At 42.4% G+C, this 22,901-nt stretch carries 14 protein-coding genes; 2 read left to right on the forward strand and 12 right to left on the reverse strand.

Annotation, left to right across the window (positions count from 1 at the left end):
* Positions 1–6 precede the first annotated feature (6 nt).
* Together MWU84_RS12965 and MWU84_RS12970 are read right to left on the reverse strand one after the other, a co-directional pair.
* On the reverse strand, positions 7–2,286 hold the full coding sequence (locus MWU84_RS12965) for a sulfatase-like hydrolase/transferase (RefSeq protein ID WP_246901906.1): 2,280 nt from the start codon (positions 2,284–2,286) through the stop codon (positions 7–9).
* Positions 2,283–4,121 carry an alkaline phosphatase D family protein gene (locus tag MWU84_RS12970; RefSeq protein WP_246901907.1) on the reverse strand — a complete coding sequence of 613 codons (1,839 nt, stop codon included), beginning with the start codon at positions 4,119–4,121 and terminating at the stop codon, positions 2,283–2,285. Before MWU84_RS12970 ends, MWU84_RS12965 begins: the two co-directional genes overlap by 4 nt.
* Positions 4,122–4,606: 485 nt before the next feature.
* Here MWU84_RS12970 and MWU84_RS12975 point away from each other — a divergent pair, with 485 nt between their 5' ends.
* Positions 4,607–7,633, forward strand: coding sequence for an aminotransferase class III-fold pyridoxal phosphate-dependent enzyme (locus tag MWU84_RS12975; RefSeq protein WP_246901908.1), 3,027 nt, complete (start codon positions 4,607–4,609; stop codon positions 7,631–7,633).
* A gap of 218 nt (positions 7,634–7,851) precedes the next feature.
* Here the strand turns inward: MWU84_RS12975 and MWU84_RS12980 are convergent, their stop codons facing one another.
* The 9 genes from MWU84_RS12980 to MWU84_RS13020 all read right to left on the reverse strand — a co-directional run bounded on the left by MWU84_RS12980 (position 7,852) and on the right by MWU84_RS13020 (position 19,772).
* Positions 7,852–9,129 carry a DUF3570 domain-containing protein gene (locus tag MWU84_RS12980; protein ID WP_246901909.1) on the reverse strand — a complete coding sequence of 426 codons (1,278 nt, stop codon included), beginning with the start codon at positions 9,127–9,129 and terminating at the stop codon, positions 7,852–7,854.
* Between the two features lie 7 nt (positions 9,130–9,136).
* A complete protein-coding gene (locus MWU84_RS12985; protein WP_348647871.1) occupies positions 9,137–9,349 on the reverse strand; it encodes a DUF4266 domain-containing protein in 213 nt (70 codons plus the stop codon).
* Between the two features lies 1 nt (position 9,350).
* Positions 9,351–10,307 carry an FAD:protein FMN transferase gene (locus MWU84_RS12990; RefSeq protein WP_246902064.1) on the reverse strand — a complete coding sequence of 319 codons (957 nt, stop codon included), beginning with the start codon at positions 10,305–10,307 and terminating at the stop codon, positions 9,351–9,353.
* A 29-nt stretch (positions 10,308–10,336) separates the two neighbouring features.
* Positions 10,337–10,771 (reverse strand): thioredoxin family protein, encoded by a 435-nt coding sequence (locus MWU84_RS12995; RefSeq protein WP_246901911.1) that lies wholly within the window; start codon positions 10,769–10,771, stop codon positions 10,337–10,339.
* A 155-nt stretch (positions 10,772–10,926) separates the two neighbouring features.
* Positions 10,927–11,841: an alpha/beta hydrolase gene (locus MWU84_RS13000; RefSeq protein ID WP_246901912.1), complete on the reverse strand. Its 915-nt coding sequence runs from the start codon at positions 11,839–11,841 to the stop codon at positions 10,927–10,929.
* 844 nt (positions 11,842–12,685) lie between these two features.
* Positions 12,686–14,983, reverse strand: a complete 2,298-nt coding sequence (locus tag MWU84_RS13005) for a glycoside hydrolase family 95-like protein (protein ID WP_246901913.1) — start codon at positions 14,981–14,983, stop codon at positions 12,686–12,688.
* A 17-nt stretch (positions 14,984–15,000) separates the two neighbouring features.
* On the reverse strand, positions 15,001–17,811 hold the full coding sequence (locus MWU84_RS13010; protein WP_246901914.1) for an NPCBM/NEW2 domain-containing protein: 2,811 nt from the start codon (positions 17,809–17,811) through the stop codon (positions 15,001–15,003).
* A 382-nt stretch (positions 17,812–18,193) separates the two neighbouring features.
* Positions 18,194–19,030 (reverse strand): sugar phosphate isomerase/epimerase, encoded by an 837-nt coding sequence (locus MWU84_RS13015; RefSeq protein ID WP_246901915.1) that lies wholly within the window; start codon positions 19,028–19,030, stop codon positions 18,194–18,196.
* A gap of 13 nt (positions 19,031–19,043) precedes the next feature.
* On the reverse strand, positions 19,044–19,772 hold the full coding sequence (locus tag MWU84_RS13020; protein WP_246901916.1) for a phytanoyl-CoA dioxygenase family protein: 729 nt from the start codon (positions 19,770–19,772) through the stop codon (positions 19,044–19,046).
* Positions 19,773–19,861: 89 nt separating this feature from the next.
* On the opposite strand from MWU84_RS13020, the gene MWU84_RS13025 reads away from it, so the two are divergent.
* Entirely contained in the window at positions 19,862–20,722 is an 861-nt protein-coding gene (locus MWU84_RS13025; protein WP_246901917.1) for an AraC family transcriptional regulator, read from the forward strand.
* A gap of 660 nt (positions 20,723–21,382) precedes the next feature.
* Here MWU84_RS13025 and MWU84_RS13030 read toward each other — a convergent pair.
* Positions 21,383–22,891 (reverse strand): RagB/SusD family nutrient uptake outer membrane protein, encoded by a 1,509-nt coding sequence (locus MWU84_RS13030; RefSeq protein WP_246901918.1) that lies wholly within the window; start codon positions 22,889–22,891, stop codon positions 21,383–21,385.
* Positions 22,892–22,901 lie beyond the last annotated feature (10 nt).

Here is a 22,901-nt window from a genome sequence, read left to right on the forward strand (position 1 = left end):
ACGGTTTTATTTGGAATATGGGTTTAGGTTAACACGGAGTAGATAATCATCGGCGGTGATAAATAGATAGCGACCATCATCGCTAAAGGCGCAGTTCCCGGTTTTTTTATCGGTTCTTATAGTTCCCAAGTGTTTGCCACTGGGGGAGATGATCAAAACCCCATCCGGGCCGGCCAAGAAAATGTTTCCATGCACATCTATTTTCATCCCGTCCGGGGATTGCTTACTGATACTATTGTTTCTGAGTTCGGTAGCGTCAAAAAACACCCGTTTATTGCTTACTTTTCCATCAGCTACCAGATCATAGGCCAAAATCTTGGGAAAATTAGTGTCCGAGTCGGCCACGTAAAGCGTCTTATTGTCCAAGGATACGGCTATGCCGTTTGGAGCTTTAATGCTATCGTCCAACAATCTAAGTTCTCCGTTCTTTCCATAGAAAAAGACCCCATTAAATCCAAGGTCACTTTTCTTATCCCCCAGGCCAAAGGAGGGATCGGTAAAATATAGGTTGCCATTGTTGTCATATACCAAGTCGTTGGGGGAGTTAAATCTTTTAGCGTTGTAATGGGTTATAATGGGTTGGAATTTGGGACTGAGGGAATCCTTTAAACTGATGAGTTTGCTTATGGCCCTATCGCCCACCTGGCAAAGCACCAAATCCCCCTTGGGATCCAGAATCAATCCATTGGATCCTTTACCTTTTATTGCCGCATTGGAGCCTGTATATCCGGAGGGAGCCATATAAAGGCTTAGTCCGTCTATATTGTTCCACTGGTAGATCTTGTTTTCCGGGACGTCCGAAAAAAGAATTTTCTGACCCTGGGGTTCCCACACGGGACCTTCGGACCAGTTAAAGCCCTCGGCCACCAATTCTATTCTCGCGTGTTTTGATACCAGGGAATCCAAGGCGGGATCCAAACGTTCTATCCAACCATAGGATGGATACTTTTTAAGGGAATCAAGAATCACCTCAAATCGATCTTTAATCGCTTTGGCTTGGGGACTAATTTTTGTGGTAGCAAGAGTGTCCTTTTCAAGGACATCATTTTTAATATCGTAGAACCTGCCATCCCCATATAATTTGTAATGGGAGTTTAAAACAAATTCGGCCAGGGCAAATTGATCTTTGTCCCAGCCAGGCTTGGGGTTATAGCTCATAAAGACCCAATCGCGTCTAAGGACAGGCCGTTCCTTAAGAACAGATAGAAAACTCTCCCCATCGGTATGAAAACCTTTGGGTACCGGGGTCTTGGCCACCTCCAGAATGGTGGGTAGAAAATCGATCGCATCCACAAACTCATCACTGTTGCCACCAGCCTTTATTTGGCCGGGCCAATTGGCAATGAAGGGCACTTTTATACCGGCTTCGGTTGTTAGTCCTTTGCCACCACGGACCGTTCTATTTCCCATTTGGGAAGTGATGCTTTGGTGGGTACCATTGTCCGAATACAGCAGGATAAGCGTTTCTTTCCGTAGTCCCTTTTCTTCCAAGTTAGTGACGATATCCCCTATTATCTTATCCAGGTATTCCACCATATCCTTAAAATGGATGGTGTTGTCTTCCAATCTGTTCTCAGGCTTTGCCCATGCGCTGCTATTGGGGGTGGGCGTAAAGGGGCCATGGGTAAGGGCCATGGGATAGTACACAAAGAAAGGTTTTTCGTTTTGTCTGCCCACAAAATCATTGAGATATCCCGTAAAAATATCGGGACCATATTTGCCTTTGGTATCGCTCAAGATTTTACCGTTCTGAAAAATGGTAGGGTCGGCATAACGGGAACCTTTGTCCTCGGTATGGGCCGCATGGAACATACTGTATTCGTCGAAACCGGCATCACTAACCTTCATTCCCCTTCCCCGGCGGTATTCGGATCCCGGATATTCCGGGGGGTCATAACTCTGTAATTGCCATTTACCTACCATACAGGTGGCATACCCTGCGTCTTGCATAAGGTGACCAAAGGTTTTTTGCTTAGTGTTCAGTATTCCAAAGGCTTCCCAATTGCGAAAATTGTATTGACCAGTCATCAATTTAATTCGGGTTGGGGTACACAGGGGTTGGGCATAGGCCTGATTGAACTGCATGCCCGTTGCTGCCAGTTTATTTATGTTTGGGGTTTTGTAAGAGGTTCCGCCATAGCTTTCTATTGCCTCGTATCCCAAGTCATCTACCATGATGAGTATAATGTTGGGACGTTTTTGTTTGGGCTCTTGGGCGCTGGACAAGCTAGAGCAAAATAGGGCAAGGAACACTAAACACAAAGAGTTGCTTATTGTGAAGGTCATTTTTTTCTTCTTTTGGTGGATACTGTTTCCGAATATCTGAATTCGCCAGTTCTTCCGTCATAGAACTGGAAAATGACCTGAGGGTGCTCATAGGCTACCCAGCGTTTTTCACCCAATTGTTGAGGGTTGTTAAAAACATTGTTTATCTGTACCACGCAATAATGGGGATACATCCGCTCTGTACGAGGGATGTCGTCCAATACAAAACTGGACCAACGAATGTCCATCTCCCTTTTGTCAAATTGGTATAGGCCCGATTTTGGGCGATTGCCTTCATCCGACAATCGGTGGTTTACCGAATTATGTGGCCCGGCACAAAATTCCCATATATGGTCGGTGATTTTAACGGCAAAACTATTGTGAAGGTCACCGGTCAATACAAATACGGGTTGTTCCAGCTCCTCCCAGAAATTGATCAACTTTTCGCGTTCATCCAAAAAGACGGTCCAAGATTCGTCTTTATTGCTGGACATGGCATAGCCGCCAGCTCCGATATGGGGGATCATAAAGGGTACCGAGGAAAAAAGGAAAAAGAAATCGGCCTCGCTATTTTTCATCTCCTCTTTTAGCCACTGCAATTGGTCCTTGCCAAGGAGGGTTAGGCCAGGTTGGTCCCGATTTTGGGTATCGTGCCATTCGCGATGGGTTCGGGTATCCAACAGGAAAAAATCGCAATTCCCTACTGTAAATTTGGAATAGGATTTTCGGGCTATAGAGTAATCGCCGGAACCGTTGGCAACTGCAGCGGGTGAAATCCGTAATTTGTGTTTATTGATGATCTCTACTATATCGTATACTTTGGAATTTGGATTGCCATCGTCGACAGAATCCAGGGCAATCTCATCCACTCCTGCCGTAGGAGTGCCCCAAAGTACATGTAGATTGCCCATTTGCTTTAGGTCCAATATTGTAAAGTCTACATTGGGGTCTGTAAGAATATCGGAACCCTTTCTGAATTTCCCTTTCCCAAAATGGATATCCTGATCAAATTCCGTGGGATTTGCCCATCCTAGGTAGTCGTACCAGGCTGCCGTACCAATATCCCTAAAAACGGTTCGCCGATCCCGTCTTCCTGCGGTGCCCGCTCCCCAAATGTCATTGATCAGTTCGTGGTCATCAAAAGTAAAGTAGGAGGGCACATGTCGGTGCCATTCGGCCAAATTTTCGGCCCTGTCCAAATAAGACTTGTAGTTTTCCCAAACCCCCACAACGGTTGGAGCATGGGTAACCATCTTGGGTTGCTCGGCTTTTTTAAGGTTGTTGGCCTTTAGCCATTCGGTCAGCGGATAGTCGCGTTTTTCCTCGTACAGCCAATCCCCGTTCATAACGGCGAAATTGACTTCGTCCTTAACCTCCTTTAGCATGGTGGTATAAGTGGGCAGGCTGGGACCTATACCGTTGTCGGGATTTTGACTGGCACAGGAGCCGTATTCAAACTTAAAGTTGAAAAGCCCTTCCGGGTTATGTGTTACGTTTACATAATCCTTGGAGTCCGGCAAGGTTCTGAAACTACCTTCCTTGCTTTTGTCCCCGTCCACTTGAAGGTAAAATGAATAGACCGTATCCGGTTCCAGATTGGTCAAGGTTGTCCATCCGGTAGTGTCGTCGGCTCTAAATGAATTGACTTCAACGCTTTTGGGGGTCTGGGAAGTAACTTCAGTTTGTTGATAGACGATGTTGAACGGGCCTGGGGTAGATGTTCTTCCCCAAATACGGACCGAATTATGGCTAATATGGCCCAAAATGGGTCCATGGGTAATGGTATTTCCCACTTGCGACCAGGCAGGAAAGGTGATGACTAAGAACAAAATTCTTAATTTCGATACTATTTGCATTGGCTTTGCTTTTGGTTGGTTATATCTATTTGAACAAACCTCAAATTTGGAGTAAGGTATGTACGGTTTTTTGCGTTTTATGCCAATTTTGGGTATTTATCTACATCATATGGTATTGCCCATTTATATATTTAAGATGTCAATCACTTAGATTGGGGCTGTATATTCAAAAATCAGCACACAGGCTTACACTTTAGGGCAATTTAAACAATTATAACGGTAAGTTGGCTTAGTCGTGCGAAATCCGTTAAATCTGATTCCTAATGTTTATGAGGCTGGCTGCAGTGTCTTTAAATTTTGGTGATATTGATCGGACTAGGGATTAAGGGAATCGGTTGCACTATTGATGCATGCCTTTAAATTTTTTTTAATGTCCTTTTAGGTTGCAAGTTTTTGTTTGGGCTGGGGGCATATGGCCATATTATGATTATTTTGGTTCTTGTATTATTTATACATGGAATGTTCAATTGTTTACAGTAAGATTAATGGAGTATAACAAAATCAAAATAACGGAGAATCAAGCTATTAAAATTGGCTCTGAAAACTTTAGTATTCAGGGTTGTGCCAATTCACTTCCAGGGGAAATCGATTTTAACTTTAAGATCGATGCTACGGACGGGACGGAATATGTTTTAAAAATATCCCGGCCCGATGAGAACGCTGAGTATTTGGATTTTCAGCAGAAATTGTTGCAGTATGCTTCGGAATACGGTAAGGATTTAACCTCTCCCATAGTGATTCCAGATGCATTTGGGAATCCAATTTCTGAAATCAAGGACGATTTTGGTCAAATCAGGAAGGTTAGACTATTGTCTTGGATATCTGGCAGGGTATGGAGTGCCGTAAATCCTCAATTGGACGATCTGCGCTATAGTTTGGGGAATTATTGTGGAAGATTAACCCAGGCCCTTCAAGGTTTTGATCACCCCCAAGCCCATAGGGAATTTCTATGGGATGTGGCACAAGGCGAATGGACCACTGCTCATCTTCATCTATTTGAAGGGGAGGAAAAAGGGATAATAGCCTTTTTTCAAAACAAATTTACGAGTGCTCAACGTAGTTATTCACTACTTCGCAAAGCTGTGGTGCACAATGACGCCAACGACAATAATGTTATAGTTTCCCAGAATCCGATAAAGCCCGTCGTGGTTTCGGCCATAGATTTTGGGGATTCGGTTTACACCCAAATTATCAATGATGTGGGTATTGCCTGTGCCTATGCCATAATGCACCATAATGATCCCTTGGAGGCGGCGTTGCCTATTGTTCGGGGCTATAACGATGCCTTTCCCTTGTTAGAAAGCGAATTGGAACATTTGTATATGGCCATCGCTATGCGTTTGGTAATATCCGTAACCAAATCGGCAATCAACAAAAAGGTGGAGCCGGACAATACCTATCTTTTGATCAGTGAAAAGCCGGCTTGGATGCTGCTTCGAAAATGGAGAACCATTAATCCCGATTTCGCCCATTTTAGTTTTAGGGAAGCCTGTGGGTATTCTGCCCATCCCCATGAAAAAAAATTTGGAGCTTGGGTCAAGAAACAAAACCTCTCTTTGAGGCAATTGTTTCCGACTGTTGGGGCAGACGAAACACACGCTTTGGATTTAAGTGTGTCCAGCAAATGGATAGGGCATGAAAAGGATTTTAACGATTTGCCCTTTTTTCAATACAAACTCAATAAACTACAGCGGCAGCACCCTTCCAAAATTTTGGCAGGGGGATATTTGGAGCCCCGTCCTATCTACACTACTTCATCCTACGATAAAATAGGGAATAAGGGGCGTGAAAGTAGGTCCGTTCATTTGGGGGTCGATTTTTGGTTGCCCGCGGATACTCCTGTACATGCCCTTTTTGATGGGGAAGTGGTTACCGCTGTCAATGATGAAGGGGATAAGGAATACGGTGGATTGGTCATTTTAAAACATCGGGAAGAAGGCTTGGAGTTTTATACACTTTACGGACATTTGTCCGTGGCCAGTGCTACAAGGTATGAGGTAGGAGCCAAATTAAAGTCGGGCGATTCTATTGGGGTTTTGGGGAATTGGCCAGAGAATGGCAATTGGACCCCGCATCTGCATTTTCAGATCATGCTTTCCATGCTCGATTATAAAATCGATTTTCCAGGAGTGGGCTATCACAATCAAATTGAAGTGTGGAAAAGTCTTTGTCCAGATCCCAATTTGTTATTCAAAACTACGGCTTTGGCTTTGGCTCGGGAGGTTGCCAACGCGGATATTATCGCCTATAGAAAAGAACATTTGGGAAAAAGTTTGAGCCTGCAATACAAAGTGCCCATTAAAATGGTGCGTGGAGCAGGTGCCTACCTAATGGATCAATACGGAAGAAAATATTTGGATACCGTAAACAATGTGGCTCATGTTGGCCATGAGCATCCGGAAGTAGTGAAGGCAGGGCAGGAACAAATGGCCTTGATCAATACCAATAGTCGCTATCTGCATGAAAATATCAATGAATTGGCCAGGGAGCTGTTGGAGACTTTACCGCCTGAACTTAGTGTACTCCATTTTGTGAATTCGGGAAGTGAGGCCAATGAGTTGGCTATCCGTATGGTAAAGGCGGTTACCGGGGAGCGCGATATTATAGCCTCCGAAGTCGGCTACCACGGAAATACCAATATGTGCATTGATATCAGTTCTTATAAGTTTGATGGCAAGGGTGGGCAAGGTGCCCCTGAACATACCCATATTTTCCCTCTTCCCGATGCCTTTAGGGGGAAATACAGAGGAAAAAATACCGGAGAGGAATATGCCAAGGAGGTTAAAGAACAAATAGACAATGTAGAGGCCCAAGGCAGGGGAGTAGGAGGGTTTATTATTGAGCCCATCATTAGCTGTGGGGGACAGATAGAGTTGCCGGAAGAATTCTTGTCAAGGGCATACCAATATGTGCGGGATGCGGGCGGTTTGTGCATTTCCGATGAGGTTCAGGTAGGTTGCGGTCGTATGGGCAAAACCTTTTGGGGCTTTCAACTACATGGGGTAGTTCCTGATATTGTTACCATAGGCAAACCCTTGGGCAATGGTCACCCTTTGGCGGCGGTGGTATGTACGCGTGAGGTCGCCGAAAAATTTGCCAATGGAATGGAGTATTTCAACACTTTTGGTGGTAACCCGGTTTCCTGTGCCATAGGGACAGAGGTCTTGAGAGTTGTAAAACGTGAAAAACTACAGGCACATGCCCTGGGGATTGGAACCTATTTGAAAAAGGAACTTATGGCTTTGGCATTGGACTTTCCAATCGTCGGAGATGTAAGGGGACAGGGACTTTTCTTGGGGATTGAATTGGTAAACGGTAAAATGGAACCTTTGGGGGCCCAGACCGATTATTTGGCCAACCGTATGAAGGATCATGGGATCCTTATGAGTACTGATGGACCGGACCACAACGTATTGAAAATTAAGCCTCCTATGGTCTTTTCCCAGGAAAATGCAAAGGAACTAGTTTTTTACCTCAAGAAGATTATGGCCGAAGATTTTATGCAATTGTAAGTGATTTTATCTAATTAACTAAATAAACATCGTTATTGTTAGGCATAGCACAGTCGGGGTTTGTCTGTCAGGTCAAGCGGATCCCGATGGTTATCGGGAGTGACCTCAATTGCCTAAAATCTCCCCACTGCGCCTGCCTTACGCAGGCAGGCTCTAGGAAACAGTGCCATAGGGTTATTGCAGAGATTCAGAATTGAAACCCTTGGTAACTATAAAAATTAGTCCATTATAAACTTGGCTCCCAATTCAAATATGCTGGCGCTAAGTCCAGTAGATCTTTCGTATTGGTTAAATCTGAAACTAATGCTCTTTAAACCAAATTTCCATACTTTGGACTGGGTAAAAATATCCTTGTAGGTAATACCAAAGCCGTATTGATTACTATCAAATTCGGAAAGGTCATAATCAGAGGTATAGTACTGGTAGGTTGATAATGCCGTTTCCTTGGCGTAAAAATAATCGGAGGCTGTTTGGGTGTAATAACGATACATTGGAAATACCGTAAATTTTTCCGATATTTTTATAGGTATTTCCAAACTTCCTGTATAAGCGGTAACTCCCCAGTCGTCATAATAATATCTAAAATAGGCACGTAGGCTTAACAGTTCGTTGAGGTAGTACGAAAATCTCCCTCCAACGGGTAATTTGAACCTGGAAGAGGGCAATAATTCAACGTTGTCCGCCAATTGAAATTCCTCTATAAAAAAGTCGTTCCTATCCTGCAAATAGACTCTTTGGTGTGGGGTGGAAAGGAGTCCGTCTTGAAGAACAAAATCCAGCGAAAGGGATGCTTGGAAGCGCTTGCTAATGATTTGGGAAAAATTGAGGGAAAGGGAATATGAATTTCTATTTAAGTCCTTAAATTCGTTAAACAGTGGCGAATAAGTCCCTGTCCCTGTAATTCGGCTATCAAAAAAGCCGTTGCGCAATTCAATGGGGTATTGTGGTTTATAGGTGTCCAAATACACCTGTCCACTTATGCCCAATTCGGTATTTTTTTCGTTCATCAGATGGGTGTAACCACCTCCAAAACCCACTGAAAAGTAATCGTATTCAGAAGATACTGCAATGTTGCCGCTAACAATATTATTTCTGTCTTTGGAACTATGGGTAAAGGTAGGGTGAAAATAAGTTAGGGCATCACTTCTTGAGGCCCCCGAGGATTCCACCCATGGGCTGGCTGTTTTGTTACCGTCAAAAGGGTTAATATTGCTCGACGAGGCGGAAGTATATGCCGATAATCCCGCATCCAAAGTAAGCACATTGTCCTCACCTATTGGGATGCTAACAATAATGGTAGGGGTCATGTCCGTCAATTTTTCTGTTCCCTCCCCACCGGTAACCGCCGCATTATCCCCATCTTGGGAGTAATAGCTGTAAAGGAGTTCCACCTCGGTAGTTTCCAAGACTTTTTTTATATATTCTTGGTTGTTGCCCTGGGAAATTCCTGTCCATGAAATCAGCCCAAAAAATAATATAAGTCCTATTCTTTTCATTATCATTTTAATTGCATCCACATCCACCACCTGTTTTGCCTCCATTGGCGCCCGCAGCAGCTTCCCGATAAATGTGAAAATTAGTTTCAAAACGCTCCAAGCTTTTGGTCGACAAGGTCATTTCTTCGTCATTGAGATATACCTTGTCGTATTCTTTTACGGCAACACATGAGGAGAGTGATAATATGCCAATAATGGGTATGAGTAAACATCGCATAATGTTATTGGGTTTTGTTAAGTTCTATATTTTTGGAAGTGTGAATGTTGTCCTCATCGTCAATAATGATGCATTCCACCCCTTTAATCTGATTTATCATATTGAGACCGGTTTGCACCCCTGTTATGAAAACGGAGGTGGCCATGGCATCGCATAATTCAGCACTAGGGGCAAAAATGGTGACGCTAAGGATCCCTGTGGATGGGTATCCTGTTCTGGGATCTATGATGTGGCTGTATTTTTTTTCATCTAAGATTACATATTTCTCATAATTTCCGGAAGTGGCAACTGCCGCATTGACCACTGGGAACCATGAAAATATGTTGTCCTTGTTAAGAGGGTTGGTAATGCCTACCATCCAATCCGAACCATCGGGCTGTTTCCCCCAGGTGGTTAAATCTCCTGAAGCATTTATAATTCCAGAGGTGACCCCTTCTGCTTTTAGCATGCTCCTCACCTTATCGGCGGCATAGCCTTTTCCAATGGCTCCAAAACCTATTTTCATACCTTCCAATTTTAGGAATACCGTTTGTGCCTTTTTATCGAGTATAATGTTCTGGTAACCTATCTTGGCAACAGAATTTTCTATGGCCTCTTTGGACGGCATCTTCTTCATGCTGCCATCATATTTCCATACCTTGTCAATTGAGGCATAGCTAATATCGAAGGCACCATCAGTAATTTTGGAGACGGTGATGCATCGCTCAATAAGATCTATTAATTCCTGATCAACTTTTACTGGATTCACACCTGCATTATTATTGATTTTGGAAGTTTGTGAGGAAGGGTTCCATGAGGAAATCAAGTTCTCTATTCTGGTGATTTCTTCAATGGCTTTGTCTATATAATGGTTGGCGGTAGCTTCGTCTTTTGCAACTAAAGTAATATCGAACCTGCTCCCCATTAGTTTCGTGGTTCGTCTTTGTGCCAATTCCTGCGAAAAAACGAAACAATGAATCATAAGAGCAATCCCTATAAACAATGGGTTTTTCAACCTTCGAACGATTTTAAGAGTGCAATATATTCCTTAACGGATACATTTTTGAATCCAGTTTGGCCCAAAATATTGCCATTGGGGTCTAAAACCAGAACCAATGGAAAGTAGCCATTTTTATTATATTTTTCAGCCAGTTGGGCGTTTTTAGTCTTTTGAGCTTCTGCCAATTGATTGGCTTTCTTTCTGGGAAAATCTGCCCTTAGCATGGTCCAATGGTCTTTGGCATACTCTTGAAATTCTGTGGACTGCCAAATACTCTTGTCCAATTTTATGCAAGGGGCGCACCAATCCGACCCTGAAAAGACCAACACTACATTGTGGTGGTTTTGTTTGGCCAGTGCAGCCGCGGCCGACCAATCGCTTTCCCATTTTTGGGCAGTTATAAGACTAGAAAACAACAACCCCATAATTAAAATCCACTTCTTCATTCCAGAATATTTAATGGTAAAACTAAAGCCTTTGTTTATCTCAAAACATGATAACTATCATGTTGTTATTGTCGGGGATATATTTTTTCCTTACATTCTTATCGGCACTATTTTTCAATAATTATTAAAAGGATATTCAGTAATGGCCTACAGAATTATTGTGTTAAGCTATTAAGCCAACCGATCCATTGGTCGGTCCAGGTTGCCAAATGTGAATCCTGTAATCCAAGGGCAAAACCATGGCCCCCTGTGGGATAGATATGCATTTCGGCAGGAACCTTGTGCTTTAGAAGTGCTTTATAAAACAAAAGGCTGTTTTCTACAGGAACTGCGGTATCATCCGTGGCGTGCAGCAAAAATGTTGGAGGGGTATCGGCAGTAACCTGTAATTCGTTGGAAAAATGTTCTACCATTTGTTGTGTTGGGTCTTCGCCCAATAAGTTTTTTCTGGAGCCGCCATGGGTGTTCAATTCCCCAAAGGTGATTACAGGATAGGCCAAGGTCATAAAGTCTGGGCGTGCACTAAGTTGGTCAATGTCATCCTGTTTGGCATACACCTCTTCGTTATAATGGGTACCCAGGGTAGAGGCCAGATGTCCTCCTGCGGAAAAACCTAGGATGCCAATATTGCTTGGATCTATATTCCATTCGGTTGCACTTGATCTAACCAGCCGCAAGGCCCGCTGGGCATCTTGAAGGGGAACCTTATGTTTTTCTGTGACCGATTTGGAACCGGGCAATCTGTATTTAACTACTATTCCGGCAATACCCTTGGCGTTTAGGAATTTTGCAAAGTCGGTCCCTTCCCAATCGTAGGCCAGTATGCCATAACCGCCTCCGGGAAAAATCAACACCGCCTGTCCCGTTGCTATTTTCTTGGCCGGCAGATAAACCTCTATTTGGGGTATTTGAACCTTGGCAATCCTAACAATGTCAGCACTAACCATCTCTTCCTTTTCGTCGGTTTTGATGGAGTTGGGAATGTCGTTGGGCCAAAGTGGAAGTATGGTGTTTTGGGCGTAAGTGTTCATAGAGAGGAATAGGGTGATAAGGAAAATAAATGATTTCATCTAAATTTTTGAATAGGTTGATACGGTTAAAGATAGAAAATATCGTGGAACACCTAGGTTTAATGTTTTTCAAGCTACTCCACGTCCAAAAAATGGGTTCTTAAAAGTTATTTTTGCCGTTTTAAGCCTTATTTTTAATACCTAATAATTATTAATGGTTAAAAGTTGATGCATATTAGTAATTTGTTGATTTTTAAAATATTGATAATAAGGGTATTGAAATTGTGTGGTGTTTTGGCGTGATGAAGGTAATGGGTTTTTTGGGAAAGTTCAATGTTGCTGTGGTCACCTCAATCATTTCTACCTTATGGAAGAAACCGAAGTTTCAGAAATATCCCAGAAATAAAAAAAAAGGGTTAAATCTCACAAGTAGCCAAGCGTGCACTTAAAATTAGCACACAACATCTAACTACCGACTACTCCCACTCAAAACCAATATGTGCGACTTCTCGTTGTCCCGAAAAAGGGACTCTGTCGAAGTGACTACAGCAGTCATTTCGCCCAGAGGGAGAAACCGAAGGTTCACGAATACCCCTAAAATAAAAATGTCATTGGCTAAATCGCATATCTAGCTCCCGACTGCAGGTGCGACTTCTTTCTCTATGGTTGTCGAGAGTTGTAAAAGGACAATTTATTTCTTTAAATGGAACTATTTCCGTGCCAATATAATGTACCTCTTCCGTCCCCTCAGCCTATGGGTGAAGATCCACTTTCCCTACCTAGGGGAAGGTGCCTTACTTTAGGTTCTCTATTGGGAATTTTATTCCATGTTGGACCTTGACTACTGGTGTAGACCTTTTGGATAATTCTGAGCACCGCATTTGGTGCAAAATGGCTTATTGCATCATGGCTTTAGCCATATTTCTTGACCAGGTTGGGTTTCAATTATCAATATATCGCCATCCCAATGGGAGTTAACTTCATCTTTATTTGAAAATTCTTTATTCGTAAAGGGATTGTGAAGTCGGATCTCCCCGCCTTTTTCAGAAACGATCTTTACCCATTTTAGCTTCCCGTCCTGTTTTTGAGCGGAGATCAAAAAAGCACCCTCTGTTCGCAATTTGCTAAATCCAACGTTTTTCCAATCAGCGGGAATGGCGGGAAAAAGCCGTACCGTTCCGGTGTGACTCTGGATCAGCATCTCTTGTAGGCCAGCAGCATAGGCAAAGTTGCCCTCTAAGGTAAATGGCCTATAGGTAAAATTTGATTTTCCGGTACCCGATTGATCACCATTGACATGAAAACTATTGGGCAGAACAAAAGAGGTGGCAAAATCTTTCAGTGCTTTTGCAGCTCCTTCCCCATTAAAAGCCCGTGCTTTTAGATTTCCCAGCCAGCTAAAGGAATAGCCTACCCATTGACTGGAACCAGTGGCATCCAAGTTGGCTATGGTTTTTTCAATGATCTCCATATCCTTTGAGCCGTTTGAAGGGTCTATAAGCCCTAGGGGATGAATAGCCATTAAATGGGAGAAGTGCCGGTGCGATTCGTTGAAAGGTAGGCTAGGGGAAAACATAAGTCCATGTTCGTTCACAGCATAATCCGGCCATTCATTTAATGCGGCCTTCCATTTTTCTGCTTCCTTTTCTAGTCCCAATTCAAGGGCAAGTTCAGCGGCATGGGAATAGGTCCATTTGATCAGAGCAAGGTCGAAATTCGTTATTTCCCCAAACCAGGCTTCACGGGAATTATTGTGGATTTCGGGGCTGGAACTTAGAGGTAGTTTTCTTTTTCCATCCTCACCCAAAACCGACAATTCATTAAAATGAATAGCGACTTCCTTGATCCACGGATAAGCCTCGTTCTTTAGGAAATCACGATCCATGGTATAGCGCCAATGCAAATAAAAATGTTGTCCCAACCAAGCCCCTACAGTGAGGCCGAAGGAATACTGGATCCACCCTCCCATAGGGTCGCCCGTTAGAGTGGTTACCCCGGGTACATTAAGTCCGTTAGTGCCGTAGAAATCTTTGGTATATTTTTTAAAAGTAGGCTTGTATTGGGTAAGCCAGTCAATAAAACCTTTTTCCAGATCCAGATGATTTCCAGAATAGGTGGGCCAATAACTTAATTGTGTATTAAGATCATGATGGTAATCGCCTTTCCAGGGTGGTAATTTGCCATTATCTGCTGTCCATACACTTTGCAGGGATATGGGTGGAGCCCCTTGTCTGGCTGCCGATCCCAACTTGTACATTTCCATATACCATTGATTCTGCAATACAGGATCGGGAACTTTTACAGTAGATTGGTTCCAAAAGGAATTCCACCAAGCAAGGTGACTTGCCATGGACGATGCTATTCCTTGCTGAAGCGAATTTGTCACCACTTTCTCAGCCGTATCTTTGGACTCTTTCTTGGAGGTTTGGGAGCTTATGCTCCAACTGCCTTGTAATCCAGTTGGTGTTGGCTCCCACTGGGTGTGTACCTGAAATTTAAAATTGGACCATCCCTGTTGGTCATAGGTTATAACATGATCTTTTTGGGTCACCCTACCTCCATCATAATTTAACCTTCGGAGGTCTTGCCCGGTTACAGGATCGTCTGCACCTGCAGGTTTTACAGAGACATAGGCCGGGGGAATTAGGCTTGGATTTAAATCCCCGCCTACATTCTCAAAGGTATACCAGCCTAAGGGTTCCGTGGCATGGACAAAGGTTTTAAGGATGGCGCCATTCTTCCATTTTACTTCGCATATTGCTGAAGCCAAATTTAATTTTACGGATTCCACTTCTCCAAGGGCCTCAACATCAAATTCCAAAGCACCGCCAGGAATTTTGGAAGGGGCAGGTAATTGATCATAGGGCACATCATAACGATCCTGTACATTTTTATAGGTGTCTTTTTCCCATTGCTCCTTTACCCAATCAAAACCGTAGTTCGCGAAATCTAGATTTTCCATGGGCCGTAGGTCCCAAAGATCCGCTCTGTCCAAGGATAATCGCAGCTTTCCGTCATTTTCCCAAACCAAGGCTCCCACAGTTCCATTTCCCAAGGGAATAGCTTCGTCCCAACTAGTGGCCAACTTATCGAACTCTAGTTGGTATTTAGGAAGTCGGTCGAGTTCCAGTTCGTTTGGTTCAGATTCGCAACTCCATAAGCTGATAACTATGGCCAGGAGGCATATTGTTTTAGCTTTCATGTGTTTTGTTTTAGTGTTTAATATATTACAAACCAAGTATTATCGTTGGCGGGAATTTCCACTTTTAATTCCACGGAATAATCCCTTGCCAATTTATATTCTATTCTTTTTCCTTCCTTTTCCTGAATACTTACCGTATCGGTATGTCCAGTATAATATAGGGGGAGTTTTATGGTTTGGGTCAAGGTCTCGTTGGTTGGGTTAAAGAACAAGGCCATCCCTTTTTCATTCAATTCCGGGTCAACGTGCATAATTCCATCTATTTCCCTTCCGTTGGCTCTTTTTATGTGGACTATGGACGCATTGAGGATGTTCCGGTATTTCTTGTACCAATCTACGACTTCAATTACCGTTTCCTTCGTTTTTGGGGTGTCATATAATCGCGGTCCCCTATAGCAGGCTTGTACTCCCATCCCGTAATTCTGCACCATATGTGCCTTATATGCGTTTAAATGGGTGTCCAAAGGCTCAATGGTAGCCTCCGCTCCCCCGCCATGATATTCAGTAAGGGGCACAAAGGTCCAGCTCATACTCGGAAGTCGGTCATAAGTACCATCGTACATATTTTGTCTCCCGAGCACCAACTGGCGTTCTCGGGGTAGGGACCAATTGACTTCCCTATATCCAATACCGTTTTTGGTGCTGCCACTAAGATAATACCAATCTGGTATATTTAAAGAGATGCCATTTTCATTGCACCATTTGTAGAAATCGGTAATTCGTTTCCAAGATTTCCATTGGGAATCTTCTACCCCTTTGTGGCCTACATGGGCTGTGGAGGCACATAATTGACCTGGGTAGGAACCATCGTGTTCCAATAGGTCAAAGCCTGTTTTTTCGAAGAAAGTCCTCAATTTTTCAAAATAGTCTATTCCCCACTGGCTGTTTAGGCAGGGAGAACTACCGTGAATTACGCCACCTCTTATACCAGTTTCTGGATTAATAACATCTACTTCCTCACTGATCCACCTACTGGACAACAGGGAATATCCACCTAATTCTATGCCCTTGGAATGGGCGTAATCTGCCAAGGTCTTGAATTTGGCAATATTGGTATCGGACAGGTCTTCCATATTCAGGCCGCTGCCAAAACTTAAAATGACCATTTCATAACCTGTTTCGGCGCATTGATCAATAGCTGCCTTTACTTTATTATCGTCGGTGGTGGTCAAATGTAAAAACAAGGGATTTTCTGTTGTCCATGGCGCAATTTTGGAATACATGGCATTGGTATATAGACCTTTACGCTGCTTGTCGTGACTTTCAAAAGGCATTTCCCAGATTCTGAAGGATTCAAAATTGGTGCTTGGGGCAATAGTCTCATTGGGTCCGATCGGTAATTTACATTCCAATAAACAGGGAGTGGATAATAAATAACTGGCCTGTGAAGTATAACGTGGATCTTTTTCCCAGTGCACAACTTTATTTGCATTTTTCATGGACATGGAATGAAACTCAAAATCGCTTTCCACATGTATGTTGGGAGTTTCCCATCCTCTTTGTTTTTCTACTGCACTTTCCGCCTCCACCATGGCAAGGATTTCGCTCTTAAAATTATTCAGAACAACGGACTTGTTTCCATGGTTATCAATGGTGAACCATTTGCTGATCAAAGGAATACCGTCATAGATTTCATAGTGTACCTTCACCAGTAGATCTTGAAATTCCGGATGTGAATAGGAAAAACTAAGGCGCTTTCCTTTGGTAGTACTTTTTGGTTTGGAGGACCATCTATTGTTGGGCCAGTTTATACGTTCCTGTATTTCATCAATTTTAAAATCGCTTAGCTGAAAGGAACCTGCCGGGCTCCACATTTGGTCCAACCACTCCTCCTTTAAATAGCCGTATTCAATTTGTCCGTCCAAACCACCAACGGGATATTCCTGGCCGTCTATGGTAAGCATGGCCTCCGGACTAACCCCGCGAAGCAGGGATTCTCCCGTCACCAGGTTGATGAGTCCAACGGTGGCACAATTAGGGGTAAGACGGAAAGTTCTACTGATCAAGCCGTTGGAAATAACAATTTCCATTCCATTGGCCTGTTGATAAATTACGGACGGGAGATTTACCTTCTCTATCAGCCAGTCTGTCTTTACCCCTTGCTTATATACGTCTTGGCCGAGGGGCATTTTTTGAATGAGAGGTTTTATGTGCTTGTTAAAAGAGGTATCAACGGTTTTTAATTTATTGAAATAATCGGCATCTACCAATTGGGGTTTAAAGGTGCCGTAATGTATAGTGGGCTCGGCCCAAACGGCATGATCGCCAGAGATACCATCGCCCACATCCTCCACGGAGAGCTCCAAGACCTGAATTCCTGTGAGTTCAAGATCAGCTGCTATAGCCTTGCTGCCACCGCTTATTCTTTTACTTTGCCACAATACTTTGCCATCTCCCTTTATTATGAATCTCACACTGCCTTTGTCCATGGTATCCGATGAATTGGCTACCCCTACAAAGGTCTTGACATCATTATTTAGGGTGTAGAAAAGTTTGTTGCCATCACTTAGGGTATTGAATTCAACATCCTGTGGAAAGTCCTGCTTATCCTGTATTCCTACCCGAGTGCGAAACCTTTGGCTCTTGCCGCCCAAGAAAAAAAATAACTTACTTCCGGACAGGGTACCAATTCCCTTTTTAAAAGTTTCACCCCCTATTTGTATAGGCAGTCCGTTTATGGCCTTGTCTTTTTGGGCCGGCCACCAGGCCTGTTCCTGTTTATCAACATCCAAGTCGGATAGGCTCAAAGTCCCTTTTTCGGAATGCTGGGCATGGGTAGTTATGGAGAATAACAAGAAAAGTGTGAAATATATTTTTAGGAATTGCATTGGGATTTATATCTTAATTATGGTGTTTTTAGGTTCTTATGGTACAATAAAAATGTATTTTTAATAACAGAGATCTCCTAGCAGTTGGTTGGCAATTGCCGACTTATAGGTTTTTAAATTTAGTAACTATTTGTATTATGGTGAAAATTCCATTGTATACATTATTAAAAATATTAGCTATTTGTTAAGTCACTATAAATATATCGACCAATAACGATTTCAAATGGCTTAGTAACGGAATATTGGCAATTGTTCTTGGATTATGAAATTTGGGCTAGTAGAGGGTTAACGAGGTATGTTACTGTTTTCGCCTTTATAGGTTGGTTTGGGGTAGTTTTTTTTCGTTAGGGTAAACGAGAATTTTAAAGAATGTTTGGAATTACTATGGGCATATAATCTTAGGAATATGCTTAACGGATTGGGCAAGATGATTCTTGATAAAATTATTAATTTCCCATTGATCTCCCAGTGGTATTTTAGTATTGGCCTTGTATATGGAATAGGGGTGTGGACCATATTCAGGGGTAATGGTTAAATAGGAGCGTTTTTTTTCCAATGCCTTTGTGATCATTAAACCCCACCATTCGGTAAAGCGTTGTAGCTCAGTTTTATAATTTCCGTCCCTAGGATCTATGACCTGTGGACTCTGGGCCGACCCTACCCTTGCGTGAATGTGATAAGTGTGCTCAATGGCTTTTTCAACCGTATAGGCCTGATTTTCCAATAAGGATTCGGCAACGCAACACCAGTGGGATAGATCCGAAGTGAGTTTCAGAAAAGGATATTCCTCCAAATACGATAAACAGACATGGGCAGCAAAGGAAAACCTGGAGCGGTGGGTTTCGTGGGTAATGGTAACTCCGGATTCCAATTCTATTTCATGGGCCGTTTCAATTAGGGCGGAGTTTTGGCGGCGGGTAAAGAAGTCCATGCCAGTATGCGAATTCACGAATAGGGGGCTGGCTTCCACAAGGTTGTACAAATACCTTTTGTACTGTTCTTGATGCTTGGTAAAATCTACCTCCTTGGTTTCCCAATGTTGGGCTACAAAATCCAGTTCCAAATCCTTCAGCATGGAACATATTTCGTTCTTTTTAATGCTTTCTAGGGGAAGGTCTATTTCTACACCTTGATAGCCGGCTTTTTTTATATTGTTTAAAAAAACGGGCCAAGGTATTTCAGAACTTCCCCAACGTGGATATATAAATTTAATTTGCACGCATTGTATTGTTTTAATTTCTCTGTTTTCTTTCCCCGGTATGATCTACCCCTTGTTCCATTTCAAATTCGATCATTTTTTTGGGTCTAAAGTTTAAAATTAAAGCTCTTCTTTGGGTATCGGTAGTGTTGCCCTGGCTAAAATGAAGCGTAAAACCATCATGAAAAGTACATCCACCAGGATTTAAGGGAATACTTAATGCCTTTGAGCTGTCGGTTTCGCAATATAGTGCTCCCCCATTGGGCAGATTTTTGTGGGGTAGAATGGGTTTGCCCTTTGTTTTGGGGATAAACCACATACATCCATTTTCCTCAAATACCTTGTCCAACGCAATCCAACAACTAGCCGATCTTTTGTCGGGCATGGCAATCCAATAGGCGGCGTCTTGATGCCATGGCGTGGGTGTATTGGTGTTGGGGGCCTTGTTGATCATCATGTCAAAATCCAGTTCCATATCCTCGCCAAGTAGAGCTTTTGCCCATTGTTCCGCTTTTTTATAGGCACTATTTTTAATAAGTTCCTTTGCTATGGTGCTGGGTCTCATAATTTGGGTAATACGCTCCATCTTTCTGTCTTCACCATTATCCGCTCCGGCAAGGTCACTTCTTAGGTGGGCGGTTTTAACTTTGTCCTGTAACAATTCGTCATAAATGGTCCTAAGGGTGTCCACTTCCTTCGCGGTGATTAATTGGTCTATTTTAATAAAACCATCATTAATGAACTTTGATCTTTTGGTTTCCATTGTGGTATTTTATAGGCTTCAAAGATGTAATTAAAAAACATAAATATCTATCAATTTTGTACTATATTACTTTTTTATACATTTTTGTCATGGACTTGGGAACAAATGAAAGAAGAGTGTTCAATTTACAGAACTATGGAGTTAAAAGGGGATTGTCCTTTGGTCATTATAGGTACAAACAAGTAAAACCGGGTCTTGAGAAGCATCAGCATGAAGGGGCTTTGGAAATTTGTTTTTGTATGAAGGGCCAGCAGCATTATAAAGTTGGTGAGCAATTATATGAACTGACCGGGAACGATATTTTTGTGGTGCCACCAAGTACCATGCATAGTACGGGAGAATTTCCCGAAGATAAGGGAGAATTGTTTTGGATTCAATTGCTTATGGACAGCTCAAAGGGTCAACTTTGCAATATGGCTAAGAAACAATCGGATTTTTTGCTCGCTGCACTTCTGGATAAATCCCAATATATATTTAAGGGTGCGTTTCAATTAAAGTTTATTCTGGAGAAATTGGTCGGTCAGTTGGAGAATTCCCGTTCCATGTTATCCGGAATAATGATTGATCAATTGATTGCCCAATTGTTGCTGGAAACCGTTATACTTTCCAATAAGCCCCAAGAAAGCACGCCGTCCGTTAAGCTTTATGAATTGGACAACTATATTCATAAAAATTTACATAGAGTGATTTATGTAGATGAAATGGCCAATTTAGTGGGCATGTCCGAGGGGTATTTTAAGGCATGGTTTAAATCGAAATCGGGGATGCCGCCCAAGGAGTATGTGAACCGGCTAAAGATAGAACAGGCGAAAATTGATTTGTTGGCTCGTAAAACGGTAACTGAAGTGGCATTTGGTCTGGGTTTTGGGTCCTCCCAATATTTTGCCACTACATTTAAGAGGTTTACGGGTACTACACCCAGATTCTATAAAAGTTTGCAAAGGGAATAATGGAGCATTGATTTAATCTTCAAGCTACTTCAAAAAAAATCCGGAACCTTACAGGTGTCCGGATTTTTCAAAACTAACTCAACTCAACTTTTATCAGGTCCACCTAGAGGAACATGAAGTGAACCTGAAAAATTTTAAAACTCTAATATTTTAGCAATTAATCTCGTAACTAAAATCTTATGCAAGATAAGAGCTTAGTACCTTAAAAGCTACCAATTTCCTGACAATCACCGATATCTTTTTTGCACTTATGGCTTTATAGTATAGTTTGCGGTATATATTTTGAATATGAACCTCATAAAAGAAGGGTAAACTATTTTGACGTCTGTTGTATGCAATCTGTGTTTTTATGGGCACTTCGGCATGGTGTAAGTTGTATTTTTATAGGTCTAAATGCTATAATACATGAAATTGAAAAGTAATTGAGGTTAATAGCATTTTGGAATACACCTAGGAATGGAAGGATCAATGGCAATTAAATTGGTTTTGACCTTATTATTTTTTGTGCTGGAGGGTGATTTAAATTATTTGTTGTAAGGCCATAATTATTGAAACGGCATCAAAGTATTATAAACAAAGACACGGGTGGAAATTTCCTGCCCGTGTCTTGTTTAGTTACTTTTTTAATGAACCTTTTGGGTTTTCAAAAAAGCCTATTTATTAGTATCCTGTATTTTGTACTAGATTAGGATTGTTCTGCATTTCAGATGTTGGTATCGGAAACAAAAGTTCCCTTGCCGTTAGTGCCTTATTTGGTAAGTAAGAAAAGTTATGGCCAACAAAATCTTCCAATACATTGGTTTCAGTGTTATATGCTTTTCTCCATCTTACCATGTCGTACCATGTCTTGTTTTCAAAACTCAGTTCATGAATACGCTCTATTCTTACCGCATCCCTGAAAGCATCTTGCGAAAGACCGGTCAAGCCCGCAAGTTCGGCACGATCTCTGACCAAGTTTACGGCGTTATATGCCTCGGTTGAAGGTCCGCTTTCCGCTTCGTTTGCTGCTTCCGCATACATAAGCAATACATCGGCATAGCGATATAGGCACCAGTTTAAATCTGATTGGGCGCTTCCTTCGTTCGCTTCAATATCAAAATGTTTAAAGATATATGGCGCTCCCAGGTTAACACTGCTGTTGCGATCGGCCTCCAATGAATAGCTGGTAAAATAGAACTGTTTTTCTTCTGTTCTTTTGTCGCCTACCTCATAGGAGTCTACAAAGGCATTTGTTGAAAAGATACCTCCAGTTTGGGCCGAATAGGCCGAAATTCCCAAGTTATATGGTAAAATTCCCGGCTGCCAGTTACCTGATTGAATACCTGCCGAAAATTGCGTCATAAAGATGTATTCGCCAGTGTTTTTGGTAGCAGGGTCGTGCAACTCGTCATAAGTATCAAAAAGAGAAAACTGGTCCGAATCCATGACCTCTTTTGCCTTGGCAGCGGCAAGCGCGTAATTTTCTGTTTTTTGGAGCGGGTAGCCAGCCATGGTCAAATATACGTCTGCCAATAAGGTTTTAACTGCGCCCAAAGAAACTCTGCCCGATGGAACTCTCCAAGCTAGGCCAGCGCTTTCAGCTTCTATAAGATCATTGACAATTAGGTCATAGACAGCTTCTGGCGAAGATTGTTCAGGGTATAATTGCTCAGAGCCCAAATCTACCGAATTGGTAATGATAGGAATATTTCCGAACATGCGTACCAAGCCAAAATAATAGTAGGCTCTAAAGAATTTAGCTTCCGCCAAATAATTTTGCTTGAGAGTTTCGTCCATATTTATTTCAGGGATTTTTTCAATTGCCAAGTTGGCCCTTGAGATGCCTAAGTAATATTCGGTCCAGAAACTGTTGCCATATCCATTGTCCGAGTTATTAATTAAATCCTTTACCAAATAAATATTGGTAGCTTGCCCTAGGGAGGTATTGGCCAAGCCCGTAGCGAACTCGAGCATCATCCATGTGCCTCCGCCAAAACCACTATTGGTAATCGAAACCAATGGTTCATATGCCCCATTAACGGCACTCTCGGCATGCGCAGCCGTGGTAAAGTAGGTGTCCGTTGTGAAGTTGGACTCATCTTCTTCATCCAAAAAATTACTACATGCCGTTATACTTGAAATTGCGGTTACGACGGCTATAGCTCTTATAAAGTTTCTATAGATTTTCATTTTTTTATCT

It is taken from the genome of Arenibacter sp. F20364 (assembly GCF_023015905.1).
Classification (GTDB): Bacteria; Bacteroidota; Bacteroidia; order Flavobacteriales; family Flavobacteriaceae; genus Arenibacter.

What these genes read in the sequence shown, in the direction of transcription:
- MWU84_RS12965 (WP_246901906.1), bottom strand. Translation starts at nt 2,286, where the DNA reads ATGACCTTCACAATAAGCAACTCTTTGTGTTTAGTGTTCCTTGCCCTA.
- MWU84_RS12970 (WP_246901907.1), bottom strand. Translation starts at nt 4,121, where the DNA reads ATGCAAATAGTATCGAAATTAAGAATTTTGTTCTTAGTCATCACCTTT.
- MWU84_RS12975 (WP_246901908.1), top strand. Translation starts at nt 4,607, where the DNA reads ATGGAGTATAACAAAATCAAAATAACGGAGAATCAAGCTATTAAAATT.
- MWU84_RS12980 (WP_246901909.1), bottom strand. Translation starts at nt 9,129, where the DNA reads ATGAAAAGAATAGGACTTATATTATTTTTTGGGCTGATTTCATGGACA.
- MWU84_RS12990 (WP_246902064.1), bottom strand. Translation starts at nt 10,307, where the DNA reads ATGATTCATTGTTTCGTTTTTTCGCAGGAATTGGCACAAAGACGAACC.
- MWU84_RS12995 (WP_246901911.1), bottom strand. Translation starts at nt 10,771, where the DNA reads ATGAAGAAGTGGATTTTAATTATGGGGTTGTTGTTTTCTAGTCTTATA.
- MWU84_RS13000 (WP_246901912.1), bottom strand. Translation starts at nt 11,841, where the DNA reads ATGAAATCATTTATTTTCCTTATCACCCTATTCCTCTCTATGAACACT.
- MWU84_RS13005 (WP_246901913.1), bottom strand. Translation starts at nt 14,983, where the DNA reads ATGAAAGCTAAAACAATATGCCTCCTGGCCATAGTTATCAGCTTATGG.
- MWU84_RS13010 (WP_246901914.1), bottom strand. Translation starts at nt 17,811, where the DNA reads ATGCAATTCCTAAAAATATATTTCACACTTTTCTTGTTATTCTCCATA.
- MWU84_RS13020 (WP_246901916.1), bottom strand. Translation starts at nt 19,772, where the DNA reads ATGGAAACCAAAAGATCAAAGTTCATTAATGATGGTTTTATTAAAATA.
- MWU84_RS13025 (WP_246901917.1), top strand. Translation starts at nt 19,862, where the DNA reads ATGGACTTGGGAACAAATGAAAGAAGAGTGTTCAATTTACAGAACTAT.
- MWU84_RS13030 (WP_246901918.1), bottom strand. Translation starts at nt 22,891, where the DNA reads ATGAAAATCTATAGAAACTTTATAAGAGCTATAGCCGTCGTAACCGCA.